We start from the raw sequence: 20,009 nt of genomic DNA on the forward strand, positions 1-20,009 counted from the left end.
ACAGGAGATTTAAATGTATACAAAAGACGAAGTTATAGATTTTATTGAAGAAGAGGATGTAAAGTTCATTCGCCTTGCTTTTTTTGATTTAAAAGGAAAACAAAAAAATATTTCGATTATGCCGACCGAACTGGGACGTGCCTTTGAAGGCGGCATTCCTTTCGACGCCTCTGCCATAGAAGGCTTTGAAAATCCACAGAAGTCTGAGCTCTATCTTAAGCCTGATCCTTCTACACTGGCAATCATTCCATGGCGACCTGCTACCGGAAAGGTTGTCCGAATGTTCTGTAATATCCTCACTCCTGATGGAAAACCTTACCTCAAAGACAGCCGCACAATCTTGCAGAATGCCTGCCAGCGTCTAAAAGACGAGTGCGGAATTGAAATGATGATTGGAACAGAAGTTGAGTTCTACCTCTTCAAGCTCGACGAAAATGGACAGCCAACCAGCGAGACCTTCGACAAGGCCGGCTACATGGACATTGCTCCTGAAGACCACGGGGAAAATATCCGCCGTGAAATCTGTTTCACACTTGAACAGATGGGAATGTCACCGGAAGCAAGCCACCACGAAGAAGGTCCGGGTCAGAACGAAATCGACTTCCATTATTCAGATGCGCTTACTGCCGCAGACAATGTTGCAACCTTCAAATGGATTGTAAATACAAAGGCTGCAAGCAATGGCCTTTATGCAGATTTTTCTCCAAAGCCAATTGCAGGCCAGGCAGGCAACGGAATGCACATAAACATTTCATATCGTCCTGCTGCAGGAAATACCGGAAAAGATGCAGAAAATCTTCTTCCAAATATTCTTGGCGGTATCCTTAAGCATATCGAAGAAATCACATACTTTTTGAATCCTGCAGATAATTCTTACAACCGTCTTGGTGCAAGCAAGGCACCGGAATATATTTCATGGGGTAAAGAAAACCGCTCTACCCTTATCCGAGTTCCTTCAAGCACAAGTGCAAAACGCCTCGAACTGCGTTCTCCAGATCCACTTTGCAATACATACCTTGTACTCTCCCTTCTTATTGAAGCAGCAATTGATGGAATCAAAAACAAAATTCAGCCACCTGCAGAAACTGTAGAAAATCTTTTTGATGAAGAAATAGCAAAAAAAGCTTCTCTCAAAGCTCTGCCAAAATCTCTGGCAGAAGCAAAACGTCTTGCAGAAAACAGCGACTTTGTAAAAAAGGTTTTAGGGGACTTAATTGCATAAAAAAGAAGTCATCCTGAACTTGTTTCAGGATCTCAGTAATAGATTCCGAAACAAGTTCGGAATGACAGGTGTTTTATAAATGGAAGCAGAAAGCCACAGCGTACTTTTAGTTTCGCGCGACAGTAAAATAGTTTCTCAAATCTCCGCTTTTCTTGTGCCTCCCCTCTTCGAGCTCACAACAACCAGCGACTTTAACGAAGCCCGCCGCCTCGCAACCGAGCGCAGCTTCAACATAATTATTGCAGACTCCGGCGACGGCTACGATACAGACTTTGCCATCAACCTTGCCGATTCTTACTCGACCATTTTGTTACTCGTGCCTAACGAGCATTTTGATGAAATCTCTTACCGGGTAGAAGGCTACGGAATCCTCACAATCACAAAACCTTTTGAACCTTTTTATCTTTACAATATGATGAAGATTGCAATTGCCGTTCAGTACAAGGTACAGGTGCTTTCAAGCCAGACGACAAAGCTCAAGGTAAAGATGGAAGAAATAAAACAGGTAAACCGCGCAAAAATGCTTTTGATGCAGAATATGAAAATGACAGAGCAGGAAGCCCACCGTTACATAGAAAAAGAAGCAATGGACCGCGGCATGAAGAAAACGGCTATTTCCGAAGAAATAATAAAGACCTACGGCTAATAACTGTCATCCCGAACTTGTTTCGGGATCTTTTATTGGATGCTGAAACAAGTTCAGCATGACATGACAGCCTACACCGGATACTCTCCGCTGAAACATCCCTTACAAAATCCATCAGCTTCAGGCTTACAGCTTCGCAGCGCTTCAATCATTCCATCAAGACTAATAAAGGCCAGCGAGTCTGCACCAATTTCCTTACGGATTTCTTCGAGTTCATGAGTACTGGAAATCAATTCATTTTTACTTGGGGTATCAATTCCGAGGTAGCATGGAAATTTTACCGGAGGAGAACTTACGCGGAAGTGAACTTCTTTCGCACCGGCACGTCTTAAAATCTGAACCAGGCGGCGGCTTGTAGTTCCACGCACAATCGAATCATCAATTACAATAACACGCTTTCCTTCCAGGTCGCTTCTTATGGCATTTAATTTTACAAAAACCATATTCTCGCGTTCCTTCTGAGTCGGCGCAATAAAAGTTCTGCCTATATATTTGTTTTTGATAATTCCCATTCCATAAGGAACTCCGCTTGCCCTTGCATAACCCTGGGCAGCACCAAGTCCCGAATCCGGAACACCGATTACAATATCAGCATCTACAGGAGATTCCTTGGCCAGAACTTCTCCCATTTTATAACGAGCTTCCTGAACAGCTATTCCGTCTATCACACTGTCGGGTCGGGCAAAGTAAACGTATTCGAAAATACAGGTCTGCTTTGAAGAGCAGCTGGCACAATGCTCTTTTGAGTTTTCCGAACTACCGTTAGTTAGTATACTCTTAAGACCGTCTTTGTTTATTACAACAATCTCGCCAGGTTTTACATCTCTAACAAAATGCCCATTCACAGAGTCTATCGCACAGGACTCAGAAGCAAGGATTATATTGCCACACGGTAATTGTCCAATACACAGCGGACGTATTCCATTCGGATCTCTTACTCCAATCAGCATATTTTCGGTCATGATACAAAGAGCAAAAGATCCCTTTATTTCTTTTACTGCCTGAACTACTGCAGTTACAAAGAGGTTGCTGTCATGCTGGCTAGACAAGTCATGCTGGCTAGACAAGTCATGCTGAACTTGTTTCAGCATCTCTTCGCGGGTGTGTCCAAGCTTTCCGCCATTTTCAACAAACTTTCTTACAATCAGCTTGAGAATAACTTCTGTATCGCTGGAGCTGGAAAAGGTGCTTCCACCATCTTCCAGGCTTTCGCGCAGCTCTTCATAATTTACAAGCTGGCCGTTATGAGCAAGTGCAATCGAACCCATCTTAAAGGAGTTCATAAATGGCTGGGCATTTTCAATTGTGCGTCCACCTGCAGTTGCATAGCGCACATGTCCTACAGCAATATTGCCTTCAAGCTTTTCAAAATGATCCTGCTCAAAAACATCACTTACAAGGCCTATGTCTTTGCGCAGTTTAATTCTTGAACCGTCGCTTACTGCAATTCCTGCAGATTCCTGTCCACGGTGCTGTAAGGCAGTAAGGGCAAAATATGAAAGTCCGGCTGCATTTTCTGCACCGAAAATTCCAACTACACCACATTCATCATGTAAGCCCATTTTTATTTCTCCAGTAAAAAGCTGTCTATCTGGCGGGCACACTCGCGGCCTTCGGCAATTGCCCAGACAACGAGTGACTGGCCACGGTGCATGTCGCCGGCTGTAAAGATTTTTTTAACACTGGTGGCATAACCGTTAGGGCTTGCACTGTAATCCGCGGTGGTTGAGTAGCCCGAAGGGCGTATCGAAACCACTTCTGGTGTAAGAACTGTTCCACGAGGTCCTAGTTCTGTACCGAAAGCCTGGGCTGTGTATTCTTCGCATCCAACAAAACCTGCGGCAACAAGAAGAAGATCGCAAGGTAAGGTCTTTTCTGTGCCCGCTTTTTCTACCAGCTGACGCTTTCCGTCAACTGTCTGGAATTCTACTTCAACAGTACGAACCGCAGTAATGTGGCCATTTTCGCTGATTACTTCTTTTACAGTAGTTTCATAAACGCGTGGGTCGTGTCCAAACTTTGCAATTGATTCTTCTGCACCGTAATCAACCTTTAGTGTTTTAGGCCACTGAGGCCATGGATTATTTGCGGCACGTTCTACAGGAGGACAAGGCATCATTTCAATCTGAGTTACAGATTTGCAGCCCAGACGGATTGCAGAACCACAGCAGTCATTTCCTGTATCTCCACCGCCGACAATTACTACATCCTTTCCTTCAACTTCAATTCCAAAATCCTGGACCAGCATCTGACTGATTTGTTTATTGGCAGGTTCAATTCCGATTTTTTCCAAAGCACCGCTGGTTGCAATTACACTTTTTGTTACAGCCTTGAGGAAGTCTACGGCGAACATAACACCCTTTGTGTCTACACCGGCAGCCGCAAGCGCACGGGCTTTTTTCGCACCGCAGCAGAGGGCAATTGCATCAAAGTCCTGCATAATCTGGCTGGCAGAATAGCTGCGGCCAACATCTGCATTAAAGATAAACTCCACACCTTCTGCCTTCATCAGCTCAATACGACGGTCAACGATTTTCTTATCCAGCTTCATGTTAGGAATGCCATACATCAAAAGGCCACCAGCCTTGTCTTCACGCTCAAAAACTGTAACATTGTGGCCGCGACGATTGAGCCAGTCGGCGGCAGCAAGTCCTGCAGGACCTGCACCAATTACGGCAACCTTTTTTCCGCTTCGGTGAGCAGGAACCTCGGGTTTCATATAACCAGTTTCAAAGGCTTTTTCAATTATGTAAAGCTCGTTGTCGTGAACGGTTACAGGACCGTTAAAGGTGGTTTCGATACACCCGCTTTGCGGGCACTCAACCACCGGATTACCTAGATTGCAGGCTTTTTCGCAGAGAGCTGGACAAACGCGACCAGTAAACTCCGGGAAGCTGGAAGTCTTCAAAAGACGCCAGGCAGCCATATCATATTGTCCGTTGAAAAGAGCGTCGTTCCATTCCGGAATATAGTTGTGGAGCGGACAGCCCGTTACCATTCCGGCAAGCTTAATGGCACTCTGACACATAGGCACACCGCAGTTCATACAACGGGCTGCCTGCTCGCGTCGAGCCTTCTCATCCAGCTTGGGGTGAAACTCCTTAAAGTTACATATTCGCTCCAGCGGAGGAACGTTTCCATTTTCAACTCTTTTATAATCCATAAATCCTGTTGGTTTTGCCATTTTTATCTCCTTAGAAGGGGGAGGTCTCCCCCTCGCCCGCACGTTGTTGCGGGCTACCCTCTCTCCTAGGTAGGGAGCGCCCCTGCGAAGCAGGGGAAAAACAGTCCGGTGGACTGTTTTTAGCGAGTCTCCGAGCAGCTATGCTGCGAAGGCGCTTTGCCCCTTACCCCCTTTCATTTTATGCACTACATTTTCTAAACGCTTCGAGTACAGCTTCTTCATGACCTAAGCCTGTTTTTTCCTGAACAGTAATCTCGGTCATAATTCTCAAATAATCATTTGGAATAATCTTCTTAAAGTTGTGCTTGTAAGAATCCCAGTCAGTAAGAATTGCTTTTGCGCGCTCGCTGCCAGTCTCCTTTGCGTGCTGCTCGATAAGAGCATGAAGTCTTTCTTCATCTGTAGTGTCACGCAGAGTACTTGTTTCATCATCAAGGGCATACATTTTTACAAGCTCATGATTGAGGCGTTTATAGAGGTCATGATTTTCGTCGAGTACATAAGCCACACCGCCACTCATTCCGGCACAAAGGTTCTTACCAGTGCCGCCGAGAATTACTGCTGTACCGCCTGTCATGTATTCAAGTCCGTGGTCGCCGCAGCCTTCTGCTACAACAGTTGCACCAGAATTACGAACACAGAAGCGCTCGCCGGCAACACCGTTGATAAAGGCTGTACCGCTTGTTGCTCCAAATAGGGCTACGTTTCCAACAATGATATTGCTGTCGGCAGCGCCTTCGAAGCTGGCAGGCTTTTTGATTACAAGCTTACCGCCGCTAAGTCCTTTTCCGAAAGCGTCGTTGGCATCGCCGGTAAGGCGGAGAGTAAGTCCGCGTGGAATAAAGGCTCCAAAGCTCTGACCTGCGCCGCCTTCGAAATTAACAACAAAGGTGTCGTCGGCAAGAGTATTGCCGTAACGCTTCTGAATCTCGCTTCCCAAAATTGTTCCTACCGTTCGGTCGGTTGACTGAATAGGAATAGATGCTGAAACAAGTTCAGCATGACTAGATAGCCATGGCAACAAAGTCTTTTCATCAATTGTATTTTCAAGCTTGAAGTCGAAGAGGGAGCGGTCTTCTTTCCAGGCATCGAGGGCGGCGGTGGTTTCGATACGCTCGCTTCGCTCGCACTCAACCACCGAAGCCAGAACACGGCTCATATCAACCAGACCGGCCCGTTTGAAGCCCTGCTTGTCTTTGAGCTTGAGCAAATCAGTTCGGCCGCAAAGCTCTTCAACAGAGTGAACTCCAAGCTTTGCCATAAGCTCTCTCATTTCCTGAGCAATGAACCTCATAAAGTTTTTTACATACTCAGGCTTTCCAGGGAACTTAGCACGAAGTTTTTCATTCTGAGTTGCTACACCAAACGGACAGGTATCCAGCTGGCAGACACGCATCATAGAACAGCCCATTGCAATAAGAGGAGCGGTTGCAAAACCAAACTCTTCTGCACCAAGAAGGGCAGCAATTGTAACGTCCCTACCGCTCATTAGTTTACCATCGGTTTCAATTACTACGCGGCCACGAAGTCCGTTCTGAATCAGAGTCTGGTGAGTCTCGGCCAATCCAAGCTCCCAAGGAAGTCCGGCATGGTGAATTGAGCTTATAGGTGCTGCACCGGTACCACCGTCGTGGCCGGAAATCAAAATTACCTGAGCGCCGGCCTTTGCAACACCGGCCGCAATCGTACCGACTCCTGCTTCGCTTACAAGCTTTACGCTGATTCGGGCAGCGCGGTTTGCATTTTTCAAATCATAAATCAGCTGGGCCAGATCTTCGATTGAATAAATATCGTGATGTGGTGGTGGCGAAATAAGGGCTACACCAGGAGTTGCGTAGCGAGTTTTTGCAATCCATGGGTAAACCTTTTTGCCTGGTAAGTGTCCGCCTTCGCCAGGCTTTGCTCCCTGGGCCATCTTAATCTGGATTTCTTTGGCGCTGAGCAGGTACTCTTCTGTAACACCAAAACGGCCGCTGGCAACCTGTTTGATTGCGGAGTTGTATTCTGTTCCCAGACGTTCAGGCTTTTCACCACCTTCACCGGAGTTTGATTTTCCGTGCAGATGATTCATTGCGGCTGCCATGCACTTGTGGGCTTCTTCGGAAATTGAACCGTAAGACATGGCACCAGTTTTGAAGCGCTGAACAATTTTTTCAACCGGCTCAACTTCGTCAATGCTGATTCCCCCGTCTGCAGGGAAGTTGAAGTCCAGCATAGCGCGGAGGGTATGTGGGTGACTGTTATCATCAACTAAGGCTGTATATTCCTTGAAACGTGAATAGTCGCCGTTACGGGTTGCCTGCTGAAGAGCCACAATTGTTTCTGGATTATAAAGGTGGCTTTCTGCCTGAGGTCCACGGCGGAACTTGTGCTTACCAAAGGAATCGAGGTGCTGGTTTACAGTGAGGCCAGCCGGGTCAAAGCCCTGGTCGTGATGGTAGCGCACATCCTCTTCAATTTCCTTGAGGCCGATACCGCCAACACGGCTTACTGTATTTGTAAAATATTTTTCGATTACATCGCCCGCAATTCCGACTGCTTCGAAAATCTGAGCAGACTGATAAGACTGAATTGTAGAGATTCCCATCTTTGCGGCAATCTTTACAATGCCATTGATTACCGCCTTGTTGTAATCGTCGATTGCTGTGTGATAATCCTTATCCAGAATCTTCTGGTCTATGAGCTCTGCAATTGCTTCGTGAGCAAGGTAAGGATTGATTGCGCGGGCTCCGTAGCCAAGACACATTGCAGCCTGATGAACGTCGCGGACTTCGGCGGTTTCCAAAATGATAGAAACGGCGGTGCGCTTTTTAGTACGGATCAGGTACTGCTCAACGGCAGAGGTTGCGAGAATGGCAGGAATGGCTGCGTGATTTTCATCTACGCCGCGGTCGCTCAGGATGATGATGTTGTAGCCTTCGACGTAGGCAGCATCGATTTGAGCGAAGAGGTTGTCGAGGGCAGCGGCCAGATTCTGTTCAAACAAAATCGAAATCGTCTTTGCCTTAAGCCCCGGCTGATTCAAAGCAGCAATCTTAATCAAATCAGTTCCGGTCAAAATCGGATTGTTGATTTCGAGGACACGGCAGTTGCCGGCTGCGGGCTTAAGAAGATTTCCATCTCGCCCAACATAAACTGTTGTGTCTGTAACAATTTTTTCGCGAAGGCTGTCGATAGGCGGATTTGTAACCTGAGCAAAGAGCTGCTTGAAGTAAGAGAAAAGGCTCGGATGCTTTTCGCTCATAACGGCAAGCGGAGTATCAACACCCATAGATGCTGTAGGCTCAACACCGTTGCGGGCCATAGGAAGAATCATCTCGTTTACATCTTCGTAGTTCCAGCCAAAGGCACGGTAAAGCATGTTACGTTCCTCGAGAGTGTGAACAGGAATTTTCTTATTAGGTATTTTCAAATCTGCAAGGTGAACCAGGTTCATATCCAGCCACTCTCCATAAGGATAAAGCGAAGCATACTGTGCCTTGCATTCTTCATCAGAAATGATTTTTTTCTGAATAGTATCAACCAGGAGAATACGTCCCGGCTGCAAGCGGGATTTGATTTTAATATTTTCTTCAGGAATGTCGATAACTCCAACCTCGCTGGACAAAATCAGCATACCGTCCTTTGTGATGTAGTAACGGCTCGGGCGAAGACCATTGCGGTCCAGAGTTGCACCAAGAAGATCACCGTCGCTGAAAAGAATTGCGGCAGGTCCATCCCAGCTTTCCATCATTGTTGCCCAATAGTGATAGAAGTCCTTTTTCTTCTGGCTCATGTTTTCGTCGTGTTTCCATGGTTCAGGAATACAGGTCATAACAGCGAGAGGAAGTGGCATACCGTTCATCAAAAGGAACTCGAGAGTGTTATCCAGCATTGCAGAATCGGAACCGCTTGTATCTACGGCCGGCAGAATTTTCTGCATCTGAACTTTGTCGAGTTTGCTTGAACTAACTGTTTCTTCACGGGCCAGCATGCGGTCGACGTTTCCGCGGATTGTATTGATTTCGCCGTTGTGGGCTATGAAGCGGTTCGGGTGAGCACGCTGCCAGCTTGGCTGAGTGTTAGTAGAAAAGCGCGAGTGCACAATTGCAAGTGCCGACTGGTATTCCGGCGACTGCAGGTCATCGTAGAAGGTACGCAGTTCGTGAACCAGGAACATTCCTTTGTAAACGATGGTGCGGCTGCTGAGGGAGCAAACGTAGGTACTCGCAGTGGTTTCGATACACTCGCTTCGCGAGCACTCAACCACCTTATCCTCTTCTGTACCGGTGGTTGAGTAGTCCGAAGGACGTATCGAAACCACTTTCTCAAACTCACGTCTCAAAATATAGAGTTTTCTGTCAAAATCAATTCCCTTCTCACAGTCAACAGGCTTTTCCACAAAGCCCTGCCAGATTTGCGGCATACAGTCGCGGGCCTTTTTGCCAAGTACGTCGGTATTCACAGGAACCCTACGCCAGCCCAGAAAATGAAGACCTTCGGCTTTTACGCAGGCTTCGAACCGGGCTTTCTCAGAATCGCAGGTGGTTTCGATACGCTCGCTTTGCTCGCACTCAACCACCGGTGAAGTACCTGGAAAAAAGAACTGGCCTATTCCGTATTCACGCTCACCAAGCCCGCCAATCAATTCACCTGCTGCCTTCTTAAAAAACTCGTGACTGATTTGAACAAGAATACCAACACCGTCACCAGTTTCACCGCTGGCATCTTTTCCGGCACGGTGCTCAAGTTTTTCAACAATGCTAAGCGCATTATCAACAATTTTATGTGATTTGCTTCCATCAATATTTACAACTGCTCCAATTCCACAGTTATCATGTTCAAAACTTGGTTCGTATAATGTCTTCATTTTCAACCTCGAAAAAAAAAGAGGTCGTAGACAAAATTTCGCCTTGAACGAAACTTTATCTACGACCTCTTTGCCGTTTTTAGTTCTTTAATAATAATGAATTTTTGTAAAAATAGTCAAGTAGTTCTAAAAGGAACTACTATTTTATTTTTGATAATTAGTAAGCCTTGTCGTGAACTCCAGCAATTGCTCTACCGCTTGGTTCATCCATGTTCTTCCAGGCTGCATCCCACTCAAGAGCCTTTGCAGTAGAGCAGGCAACTCCGGCTTCATGAGGAACTGCACGTGCTGCACTGTCGCTTGGGAAAAGTCTGCTGTAGATTTCGCGGTAGTAGTATTCCTCTTTTGTTTTTGGAGGATTTACCGGGAATCGGTTTTCTCGGCGGGCAAACTCTGCATCGCTTACCTTTTCTTCTGTCATCTTTTTAAGGGTATCAATCCAGTTGTAGCCTACACCGTCTGAGAACTGTTCCTTCTGGCGCCATGCAATACTTTCCGGAAGCAGGTCTTCAAAGGCCTTACGGAGAATCCACTTTTCAATACGCTGATGGTTGAGCTTGTCGAAACCACATTGTTCTACCGGCTCAGTAACCTTTATGCTCATCTTATCGCTCGGGTTCAGCCCCATCGCAATATCAATAAAATCTTTATCGAGGAAAGGAACGCGGCCTTCTACACCCCAGGCCATAAGACTTTTGTTTGCGCGGAGACAATCGTAAAGATGAAGCTTGCTCATTTTTCGAACCAGCTCCTCGTGGAACTCCTGAGCATTAGGAGCCTTGTGGAAGTAAAGATAACCGCCGAAAAGCTCATCGCTTCCTTCGCCGCTTAAAACCATCTTAATTCCCATAGATTTAATTACGCGGGCCAGCAGGTACATTGGAGTGCTGGCACGAACGGTTGTAATGTCATAAGTTTCAATATGATAAATTACATCAGGAAGAGCATCTAAGGCCTCCTGAATTGTAAAGTGAACTTCGTGGTGAACAGTGCCAATGTAGTCTGCAGCTTTCTGGGCTGCAATGAGATCCGGAGAACCTTCGAGACCAACTGCAAAAGAGTGGAGCTGAGGCCACCAGGCAGATTCTTTACTATCTGTTTCAACACGTTTCTTGCTGTATTTCTGAGTTATGGCAGCAATGATTGAAGAATCCAGACCACCGCTGAGCAACACTCCGTAAGGAACATCAGACATAAGCTGGGCTTTTACAGCACTCTCAAGTCCATTACGAACCTTTTCAATTACTCCCGGATTTATGATTTCGCCCTTGTCGTCTGTAGCACGAGGCGCAGATTTTACCGCATCATAAGCTTCCCAGTCGCGGTGATACCATTTAATTGGTTTTAAATAAGCACCGTCACCCCGAACTTGTTTCGGGGTCTCATCTTTAGATGCTGAAACAAGTTCAGCATGACTTTGTTTTCCTGAGTACAAGTAACTTCCGTTCGGAAATTCTTCTATTGTTACACAGTCGCCTTCCAGAGCCTTAAGTTCACTTGCAACGTAGTAGCGGCCGGCTTTGTCCCAGCCCTGATATAACGGAATAACGCCAATTTCATCACGGGCAATCAGGTAAACATCGTGCTCGCTGTCGTAAAGAGCAAAGGCGAAGATTCCAGAGAGCTCTTCAATCATTTTGCAAAAGTCACCTGTCTCCCGATATTTTTTATAAAGCGGAATAATAACTTCGCAGTCACTTCCTGTGCGGAACTTGTAAGAATCCTGGAATTCAGCACGAATTGATTTATGATTATAGATTTCACCATTAGCGGCAAGAATGATTTTTTCATCATCACTTACAAGAGGCTGCTTACCGGAAAGCGGGTCTACAATTGAGAGACGTTCATGACTCAAAATAGCATTATCGCCAGTATAAACCCCGCTCCAGTCTGGCCCACGATGACGGATTCTTTTAGACATCTCCAGAACCTGAGCGCGCAATTCTTCTTTCAAACCCTCTGCAATCGGGGCACTTCCACTGTTTAAGTCAAAACAACCTACAAAACCGCACATACTCTTATCGAAGAAACCGTTAAAAAATTGCTGAACCGCTGTGAAGCAATTTTAAGTTTCAACCAGAAAATGTTCATGCGGTCTATCGAAGATTCGTTAAAAAAAGTTGCGAAAACTTGGAGCAACTTTTTAGAATCTTCCAAATTAATTTTGGACGGTCCTTTTCCTCCTTTCTGAAAATAAAAAAAGAGGTCGTAGACAGAACCCCTGATAAACAAGGATTATATCTACGACCTCTTTGTCGTTAAAATATTTATACTTCAAATCTTGTCACAATGTCAAGAATAGCAGCGTCTCACTGTTCATCTCGGTTATTTATTTAGCAATGTTAGACAGAATATTTTCATAATTTTTTCCAAAAATTTTGTCAAAAATGAATAAGTTAAGACAATTATATATGTAAGAACTAACACACCAAACAATTTGACAATACGTAATATATTATGTATCCTAAAAGGAGGAAGGATGGTATATTCTTCGAAACAAATCATTAAACTGCTTGAAAAAGATGGCTGGTATGAGGTTTCTTGCGTTGGTAGTCATCATCAATTCAAGCATCCTGTAAAGCCAGGACGAGTAACAGTTCCACATCCAAAACGTAATATTCCTATTGGAACTGCTAGAAACATTTTTAATCAAGCGGGAATAAATCCCAAGGAGTCAAAATAATGAAAAATGAATATGCATTTATTGCACTTTTTGAATATGCTGAAGATGGTATTAATATCAGTTTTCCTGATCTTCCTGGCTGCCTCTCTTGTGCTGAAGTGGATAATACAGAAGAAGCTCTTAAAAATGCTAAAGAAGCACTCGGTTTATATTTATTCGGTATGGAGCAGGATTCTGAAACAATTCCAGAAGCGACATCTCTAAATAAAATCCAAATTAAGAAAAACTGTGTTCCTGTTGTAATTGATGTTTTTATGCCATCAGTTCGAGCTGCTGTAAAAACTTCTTTTGTAAAGAAAACTCTTTCTCTTCCAGCATGGCTGGCAGCACTCGCAGATGAAAAGAACGTAAACTGCTCAAAAATCTTCCAGGATGCACTTAAAAACTTCCTTGGGGTTGAAGAACCACGAACATTTTCTGCTGTTGGAATTGCATAAAAAATTATTGAAAATACTGTTTTTTTTTATAGTATTCTATAATAGTATAAATAACTATTGGAGGTTTACTATGGAAACTATAAAAAAATTATCAGTAATGCTTATGGGACTTAGTTTAGCAGTAACTTTGTTTTTTAGTTGCAGCAACTCTTCTTCTCCTGAAGAGACTTCCACAACTACAACCGAAGAAACTACTGTGACTTCGGATTCGGATACTACTAATAATACAAGCGAAGAAGCAAGCACAAATTCTGGTACAAATGGAATAACAGTTTCTTCAACATATACAGAACCAAGGTTACCAGACAATGTAGGAGAAGATCCATTTAATGGAAAGACTTATAAACTTTCTTCAACTAGCAGAAGCGGATATGCATTTGAAAGTCATGCTGATGGAACTCCAGGAGTTCTTACATATACACATGGAGATCCAGGAAATGACAAGAAATATCAATACACCTACAACGAAACTACTAAAGAACTTAGTTTAAAACTAACTCATATGTCCAGCAGAAACGAGAATCGTGAATGGTCCTGGTTCACATACAGTGAGATGATTGAAAAGTATAGGAATACTTATTTTAATTTTTCATATACAAATTATGTAACTTGGGCAAATGAACAAGGAAAAGAAATTATGACTGAAACACAGTTTAACCAATTCATTCAATATGATTTGGACCAGCTAAAAGCAGCCTTTGAAAAACTATATGTATATAAAGCAGAAGATGTAATTGACGAAAATGATACTCACAAGTTAAAAATTCGAACAAAGTACTATAAAACTAACACAGTCCCATCTCAATTGCCTGATATCGAAACTGTTACTTTTAGCAGTTCTCCCTATTCATTAAAAATTCGTACATATGTAAACGTTGGAGGAGGAGATATAAGTTATTTTAAAAATAATGACACAATTTACATTATATCAAATGTAACTGCGAATAAAATATTTGCAAAGGAGGCTACTCCTATTGTAGATAACCCATCCAATGTTGAGAGTGACTGGGAATATGTAGAAAATGCTCCACAATTGCAAATGAATTATTCATTAAGCTTGGGAAACGACAATAATCTTATCATATTATTATCAGGTTCAGATGTTGAAACAAATAGATTCTTTTCAGAAGAATTAATGGCAAGAAGCATAACTCTTACTACTTCCACAGCATTTGATGAATATACTTTACAACAATAAATAAAAAAGCTGCTGAACAAGTTTCAGCAGCTTTTTTTAGCAATGTTTTCTTTCGTGATTTTTCGTTTAAAAAAAATATCTTAGCAGTGTAATCTAAACAATGTTATAATTTATTAACAGATAAAAATGAATAAAGACAACGAAAAACTCAGAAAATACGCCTTTGATGAAAATGGTCATTGGATACATGTTAATTCAACTGTACGCGGAAAAGATTACTATTGTGCAAATTGTCATTTACCTGTTTTTCCCCGGCTTGGTAATATTAGGCAACATCATTTTGCTCATAACTCAACTACAGAATTAAGCGAAAAAGAAAGAATTATTGCGGCAGAATGTGTCAGAACAAATGAAGGCTATTTACATAAAACATTTAAAGAGGGCTTTTATGAAATATTAAAAGCCAAAATTGGTAAAGAAGAATTTCCCATTTTCTGGAATGCAAGTAATCTTGGTCAGCAAAAAGGAAATCTGCTAAGAATTGCAGGCGAAGTAAAAATTGAAGAAAAAGCAGGGCATCTTGAATCTGACTTAAAACCTGATATCTCTTTATATGATAAAAATGGAAATCTTTATACTGCAATTGAAATTGTTGTTTCAAATAAACCTTCCAGAAATAAACTTGAATATTATAGCAAAAAAGGAATAACTCTTTATGAAATAGTATTAGATAAAGATGATTTATCTGTACTGGATTCAATTTCTGAAATTGCAGAACATCCTACCTCGTTCTCCTATATTCCCGATCCGAAAAAAGATAAAACAATCTGGAAAGAAAGAACTTGTGAAAATCCTAATTGTAAAGATACTGCTTATTTTTCTTACATAAACCTTTTCGAAGTAAAATGCAATCATTGTCAGAAGCAAAATCGTGTTGCATATATTTCAATGACAACAAAAGACGGAAAAGAAATAAAATATCATTTTAATAAATACACAACAATTGTAGAACAAAATATTCTTGATTCACATGGATTATTATATAACGAAGATTTTGAATTTATCTGTTCGAACGAAGAATGCAAAGCTGTATTAAAATTTCCAATATCAGATATACAAGAAAAACAGACTTATCCTCTCGGTTATTATTGTCAAAGCTGCCATGGAAGAAAAAACAATATAATAATATATAAGGGACAGCAATTCCAAAATCATGCAGAAGAAAAGTGGGCCCAGTTTTTAGAAGCACATAACATTGAATATGAATACAATCCAAAAAGATTTAGATTTCCAGAAGTTAATCATTTTCCAGTTTTTTTCTTAACTAAATCTCAACAATTATTAAGAGCAAGAAGACATTATGAATATGAGGAAATACGAAAAAAAGAAGAGGATAAGGCAAACAAATTATTTTCAAAAACTGGACTGGAAATAGTTTTAGGTTTTGATGATGGAAAATTTAATTTGATTCATGAAAATGATTCTTCTTCGTATGAGGAATCATCCTTAGTTCAATGTAAGAAATGTGGTACTTATTATTTTATAAGTAATAATAGTAATAACTGGCATTGTAAAAACTGTAATCATTTTGAAGGTAATAATACTTGGAATCCTGAATCAACCATAAGTGGGGACTTTGGTTTCTGAGAATAAATAGCAGGGGCGTTGCGGGGGCGGCAGCCCCCGCTGGGTGGGTAGCGACCAACGAAGTGGGCGCGAGGGAGGGGCTCCTCCCTCCTGTCAATTACTGATCATGCCACTTTTTGAAGATAAGCGAAGTATTTACCCCGCCAAAGGCAAAATTGTTAGCCATAACATACTCTGCATCAATATTGCGGCCTTCACCAGTGATGTAGTCGAGTGGAGCACATTCAGGGTCGATGTTTACCAGGTTTACGTTCGGATGGAACCAATCTTCGTTCATCATGTTGATTGTAAGCCAGCTTTCTACACAACCGCAGGCACCAAGAATATGGCCGATGTATGATTTAGTAGAGCTGATTGGAACTGCGCGGCCAAATGCCTTGTAAACTGCCTGAGTCTCGCTTATATCTCCGTGTGGAGTTGCAGTTCCGTGAGCGTTTACATAAGCAATCTGGTCCTTAGAAATACCTGCATCTTCAATTGCCATTTCAAGACACTTTGCCTGAGTTTCGCTGTTAGGAGATGTGATGTGTGAACCATCCATATTTGTTGCAAAGCCTGCAATCTCGCAGTAAATCTTTGCACCGCGTTTTACAGCGTGTTCAAGATCTTCAAGAATCAGAGTACCGGCACCTTCACCAATTACAAGACCATCGCGGTCCTTGTCAAAGCATTTTGGTGTAAGCTCCGGGGTTTTGTTCAGACAGCTTGTCGCTCCAAGAGTATCGAAAATTGCAGCATCCGGAGCAGAAAGCTCTTCAGCGCCACCACAAATCATAATTTCCTGGCGGCCGTCTTCAATTGCTTCGTAGCCGTAACCAATAGACTGGCTGCCCGAAGTACAGGCAGTATCAGTAATGATTACACGGCCGCGAATCTGCCAGTAAACGCTCATGTTGCAGGCATTTGTCTGTGGCATAGCCTTGATGTAGGTCTGGCTGTTGAGGTGAGAAGAGTCGCCTGTTTCAACCATTTTTGCAAGGTCACCGATAGCATCCATACTTCCCATACAGGTTCCGTAAGCAATACCGGTGCGGCCGTTCTTAAGCTCTTCAATTACATCATCGCCGTCTTCTGCAAGAAGCCCTGCCATGGCAAGAGCATCATGAGTAGAAAGAAGTCCAAGAATTGCAACGCGTCCCATTCCGCGAACCTTCTTGCGAGGGAAGCTTGGAATCTCGCCGTCGTAAGGACAAGCCAGACGGGTATTCATTTTAGTATAGCGTTCCCATTCCGGCATATAGCGGATTTTATTTTTACAGGTTTTCAGATTTGCGTAAGCAGTTTCCCAATCGCGGCCAAGTGCCGAAATCATGCCGCCTCCAGTTACAACAACGCGGCGTTTTCCATTAGGTTTTGTGAATTCCATACCAATTCCTCAGTTAAAATCAATATCTAGAGTATAGTAAGAATATAAGAAAAATGGGTTTAATTCAATCATTTACAACTTCGTGTCATCTTCGGGCTTGACCCGAAGATCTAGACATCACTGTCCTGTCTAGATTCCCGGGTCAAGCCCGGGAATGACACTTTGGAGAAAACTACTTACACAGAGCCTTTGCTTCTTCGTACGGCAGCGGTTTGCCCCAGACGAAGCCCTGAATAAAGTCGCATTTGTGGTCTTTGAGAATTTCCAGCTGATTTTCGTTTTCAACACCTTCAGAAATAACTTCGCAGTCCATAATGTGGCCCATGTAGATAATTGAATCTACCATGTCGCTCATAACAGGGTCGCTTTCAAGCTCATCAATCAGGCTCTTATCAATCTTCAAAAGACTTACCGGCAGCTTCATAAGCTGGGCAATAGAAGTATAACCCGTTCCAAAATCATCAAGGGCAATCTGAACACCAAGAGTTCGCAGAGTAAGAATATTGTCGATTGTAATATCTCTGGATTCGGCAAAAGAGTATTCCGTAATTTCAATTTCAAGATTTTCCGCCGGGAACTGAATTTCTTCAATCAGCTGATTAATCTTCTGGGCAAAATTCTCTGTTGCAATATTTTTTGCTGACACATTGATAGATACAACAAAACTGTTTCCGCTGGCTTCGAGTACCGGCTTCATTTCTGTCATTGCACGACGCAAAACATAATCATCAATTTCTGTTATAAGATTTGTTTTTTCTGCAGCCGGAATAAACATTGCAGGACTTACAATTGAACCATCCGGTTTTCTGCAGCGAATCAAAGTTTCAAAACCACGAAGCTTTTTTCCTTCGGTAATATACTGAGGCTGATAAACCAGGAAGAACCAGTCGTGAGCCATTGCATCTTTTATAAGGAACTCTGCTTCCTTTTGTTCAAAATCAGAATTCAAAAGGGAATCATCATAAAAACAGATTTTCTGTTCTTCTGATTTTCGTGCTTCTGCAAGAGCCATTTCTGCATAACGGAGAATACCAGACGCATTTCTTTCTTTATCATAATCCTGATTGATATGAACTATACCGGCCGCCAGTGATACATTACAGGTCTTTTTTATAGTAGGATCTTCTCCATGTTTTGGCGGAAGTGTCATAACTTCAGAGCGGATAATGAGTTTAAGCTTTTCTTCCGGATAATTATTTTCATCAAGAATCATTGCGAAAATTCCACCAGTAATCTTAAAGAGCATTTCATCTTTTCCAAGCATGCTTTTAAGCTTTGGCGCAATTTCTTTAAGAAGATAATCTCCCGCCTGAATTCCATAAACATCATTTATATTCTTAAAATCTTCAATTTCAATACAGGCAAGAATAAAGTTACTTTTTGCTTCAAGCTGTTGATTTGCATATTTTACATAGTAACGTCTGTTTGGAAGGCCGGTAATAAAATCTGTAAGACTGTTGATTGTAGATTTTTTATAAAAGGAATAAATAATTAAAACTGTTATAAAGGAAACTAAAGATGTTACCACACTAGGAAGAGGAGCAAGATTGTGAGAACCTATAATCGGATTCAAGGCCGCCAGTATACTCAGAGCCATTATACCCATGGCAAGCTTGCTTCCCTTTCTGAAATCAATAAAAACCAGTATTACACAGCTCAAAGAGTTTAAGGCCGCAATAATTCCCTGGATTGAAGAAACCGGAAAAACAAAGTTACCGTAACGTATAATTTGACCAGACATACTTGCTAATCTAGTTACTCCCACAATACATGTAAGACCAAAAAGGGTCAGGAGAAACATCAGGATATTTTTTCGATTAATGAATTTCAATATAGTCCTCCAAAAATACTTAACAACTTTTGTATATACAGGACTTTATTAGATAAGAAGGAATTTAAATATTATTTAATTTTAACACGGAAGATTTCTAAAAACAAGAAAAAGTGATTTTGACATTTCAGCAAATTTTGTCTAGCAAAAGATTATTCTCTATGATAAAATCAAAATATCAACGGCCGTAATGGCCTTTCACAGGAGTAAAGAAAGATGGAAAACTTAAACGCTGATAAGAAGGTTCTTGTAACTGGTGCCAGTGGTGGAATTGGCCGCGCTATTGCTGTTGAAGCTGCTAAAGCCGGATATTATGTAATTTGTCATTATAACGGAAGCCAGGGAAAGGCAGAGGAAACTCTCGCACAGATTAAGGCAGCCGGTGGAGACGGAGAACTGATTCAGTTTGATGTTTCTAACCGCGAAGATTGTAAAGCTAAGCTCGGCGAATTGAGTACAAAGCACGGAGTTCTCTGGGGAATCGTAAATAACGCTGGTGTTACCCGCGATAATACTTTTGTTGCTATGAGCGGAGACGACTGGGACAAGGTTATTCACACTAACCTCGACAGTTTCTACAACGTTATTAATCCGCTTTTGATGCCAATGGCAAGCCGCAAAAACAAGCGCGGTGGCCGTATCATCACAATTTCTTCTGTAAGTGGTGTTGATGGAAACCGCGGACAGACAAACTACTCTGCTTCTAAGGCAGGTATTATTGGTGCTACAAAGGCACTTGCAGTTGAACTCGCAGGCCGTGGAATCACCTGTAACGCAATTGCACCTGGTGTAATCGAAACTGATATGACTAAGGCTATCCGCCCGGAAGTATACGACATCATCATGCAGACAATCCCAATGGGACGAGCAGGTAAGCCTGAAGAAATCGCCGCTGCCGCAGTATTCCTCTTAAGCGAAGGCGCTGCATACATCACAAGACAGGTTATTGAGATTGATGGAGGAATGTAATCCACTGAAATAACGGCTCAGAGGCAAGCTGTGCTTG

At 42.6% G+C, this 20,009-nt stretch carries 13 protein-coding genes; 7 read left to right on the forward strand and 6 right to left on the reverse strand.

Translation table 11 applies throughout. The features are described 5' to 3' along the window. The first annotated feature begins 13 nt into the window (after positions 1–13). Positions 14–1,222, forward strand: coding sequence for a glutamine synthetase family protein (locus tag G626_RS0110715; protein ID WP_022932783.1), 1,209 nt, complete (start codon positions 14–16; stop codon positions 1,220–1,222). Positions 1,223–1,301: 79 nt separating this feature from the next. Continuing rightward, positions 1,302–1,868, forward strand: coding sequence for an ANTAR domain-containing response regulator (locus tag G626_RS0110720; protein ID WP_022932784.1), 567 nt, complete (start codon positions 1,302–1,304; stop codon positions 1,866–1,868). A 71-nt stretch (positions 1,869–1,939) separates the two neighbouring features. Here G626_RS0110720 and purF read toward each other — a convergent pair whose 3' ends face one another. The 4 genes from purF to asnB form a co-directional block, all read right to left on the reverse strand. Continuing rightward, positions 1,940–3,430, reverse strand: coding sequence for an amidophosphoribosyltransferase (gene purF, locus G626_RS16350; protein ID WP_022932785.1), 1,491 nt, complete (start codon positions 3,428–3,430; stop codon positions 1,940–1,942). Between the two features lie 2 nt (positions 3,431–3,432). Next, on the reverse strand, positions 3,433–5,052 hold the full coding sequence (locus G626_RS0110730; protein ID WP_022932786.1) for a glutamate synthase subunit beta: 1,620 nt from the start codon (positions 5,050–5,052) through the stop codon (positions 3,433–3,435). A 178-nt stretch (positions 5,053–5,230) separates the two neighbouring features. Further along, positions 5,231–9,901: a glutamate synthase large subunit gene (gene gltB / locus G626_RS0110735; RefSeq protein ID WP_022932787.1), complete on the reverse strand. Its 4,671-nt coding sequence runs from the start codon at positions 9,899–9,901 to the stop codon at positions 5,231–5,233. A gap of 157 nt (positions 9,902–10,058) precedes the next feature. Then, positions 10,059–11,915, reverse strand: coding sequence for an asparagine synthase B (asnB, locus tag G626_RS0110740; RefSeq protein ID WP_022932788.1), 1,857 nt, complete (start codon positions 11,913–11,915; stop codon positions 10,059–10,061). A 465-nt stretch (positions 11,916–12,380) separates the two neighbouring features. Between asnB and G626_RS0110745 the strand changes: the two genes are divergently transcribed. From G626_RS0110745 to G626_RS0110760, 4 genes are all read left to right on the forward strand, one after another. Continuing rightward, positions 12,381–12,584 carry a type II toxin-antitoxin system HicA family toxin gene (locus tag G626_RS0110745; protein WP_022932789.1) on the forward strand — a complete coding sequence of 68 codons (204 nt, stop codon included), beginning with the start codon at positions 12,381–12,383 and terminating at the stop codon, positions 12,582–12,584. Then, positions 12,584–13,021, forward strand: coding sequence for a type II toxin-antitoxin system HicB family antitoxin (locus G626_RS0110750; RefSeq protein WP_022932790.1), 438 nt, complete (start codon positions 12,584–12,586; stop codon positions 13,019–13,021). The genes G626_RS0110745 and G626_RS0110750 overlap by 1 nt, the downstream gene beginning before the upstream one ends. A gap of 70 nt (positions 13,022–13,091) precedes the next feature. Next, positions 13,092–14,219: a hypothetical protein gene (locus G626_RS0110755; RefSeq protein ID WP_022932791.1), complete on the forward strand. Its 1,128-nt coding sequence runs from the start codon at positions 13,092–13,094 to the stop codon at positions 14,217–14,219. A gap of 126 nt (positions 14,220–14,345) precedes the next feature. Continuing rightward, entirely contained in the window at positions 14,346–15,806 is a 1,461-nt protein-coding gene (locus tag G626_RS0110760; protein WP_022932792.1) for a competence protein CoiA family protein, read from the forward strand. Positions 15,807–15,903: 97 nt separating this feature from the next. Here the strand turns inward: G626_RS0110760 and G626_RS0110765 are convergent, their stop codons facing one another. Further along, on the reverse strand, positions 15,904–17,172 hold the full coding sequence (locus G626_RS0110765; protein ID WP_022932793.1) for a beta-ketoacyl-ACP synthase: 1,269 nt from the start codon (positions 17,170–17,172) through the stop codon (positions 15,904–15,906). Positions 17,173–17,344: 172 nt separating this feature from the next. Then, positions 17,345–18,913 (reverse strand): putative bifunctional diguanylate cyclase/phosphodiesterase, encoded by a 1,569-nt coding sequence (locus G626_RS0110770; RefSeq protein ID WP_022932794.1) that lies wholly within the window; start codon positions 18,911–18,913, stop codon positions 17,345–17,347. Between the two features lie 306 nt (positions 18,914–19,219). Here G626_RS0110770 and fabG point away from each other — a divergent pair, with 306 nt between their 5' ends. Next, positions 19,220–19,972 (forward strand): 3-oxoacyl-ACP reductase FabG, encoded by a 753-nt coding sequence (fabG, locus tag G626_RS0110775; protein WP_022932795.1) that lies wholly within the window; start codon positions 19,220–19,222, stop codon positions 19,970–19,972. The last annotated feature ends 37 nt before the right edge of the window (positions 19,973–20,009 follow it).

It is taken from the genome of Treponema bryantii NK4A124 (assembly GCF_000421345.1).
Classification (GTDB): domain Bacteria; phylum Spirochaetota; class Spirochaetia; order Treponematales; family Treponemataceae; genus Treponema_D; species Treponema_D bryantii_B.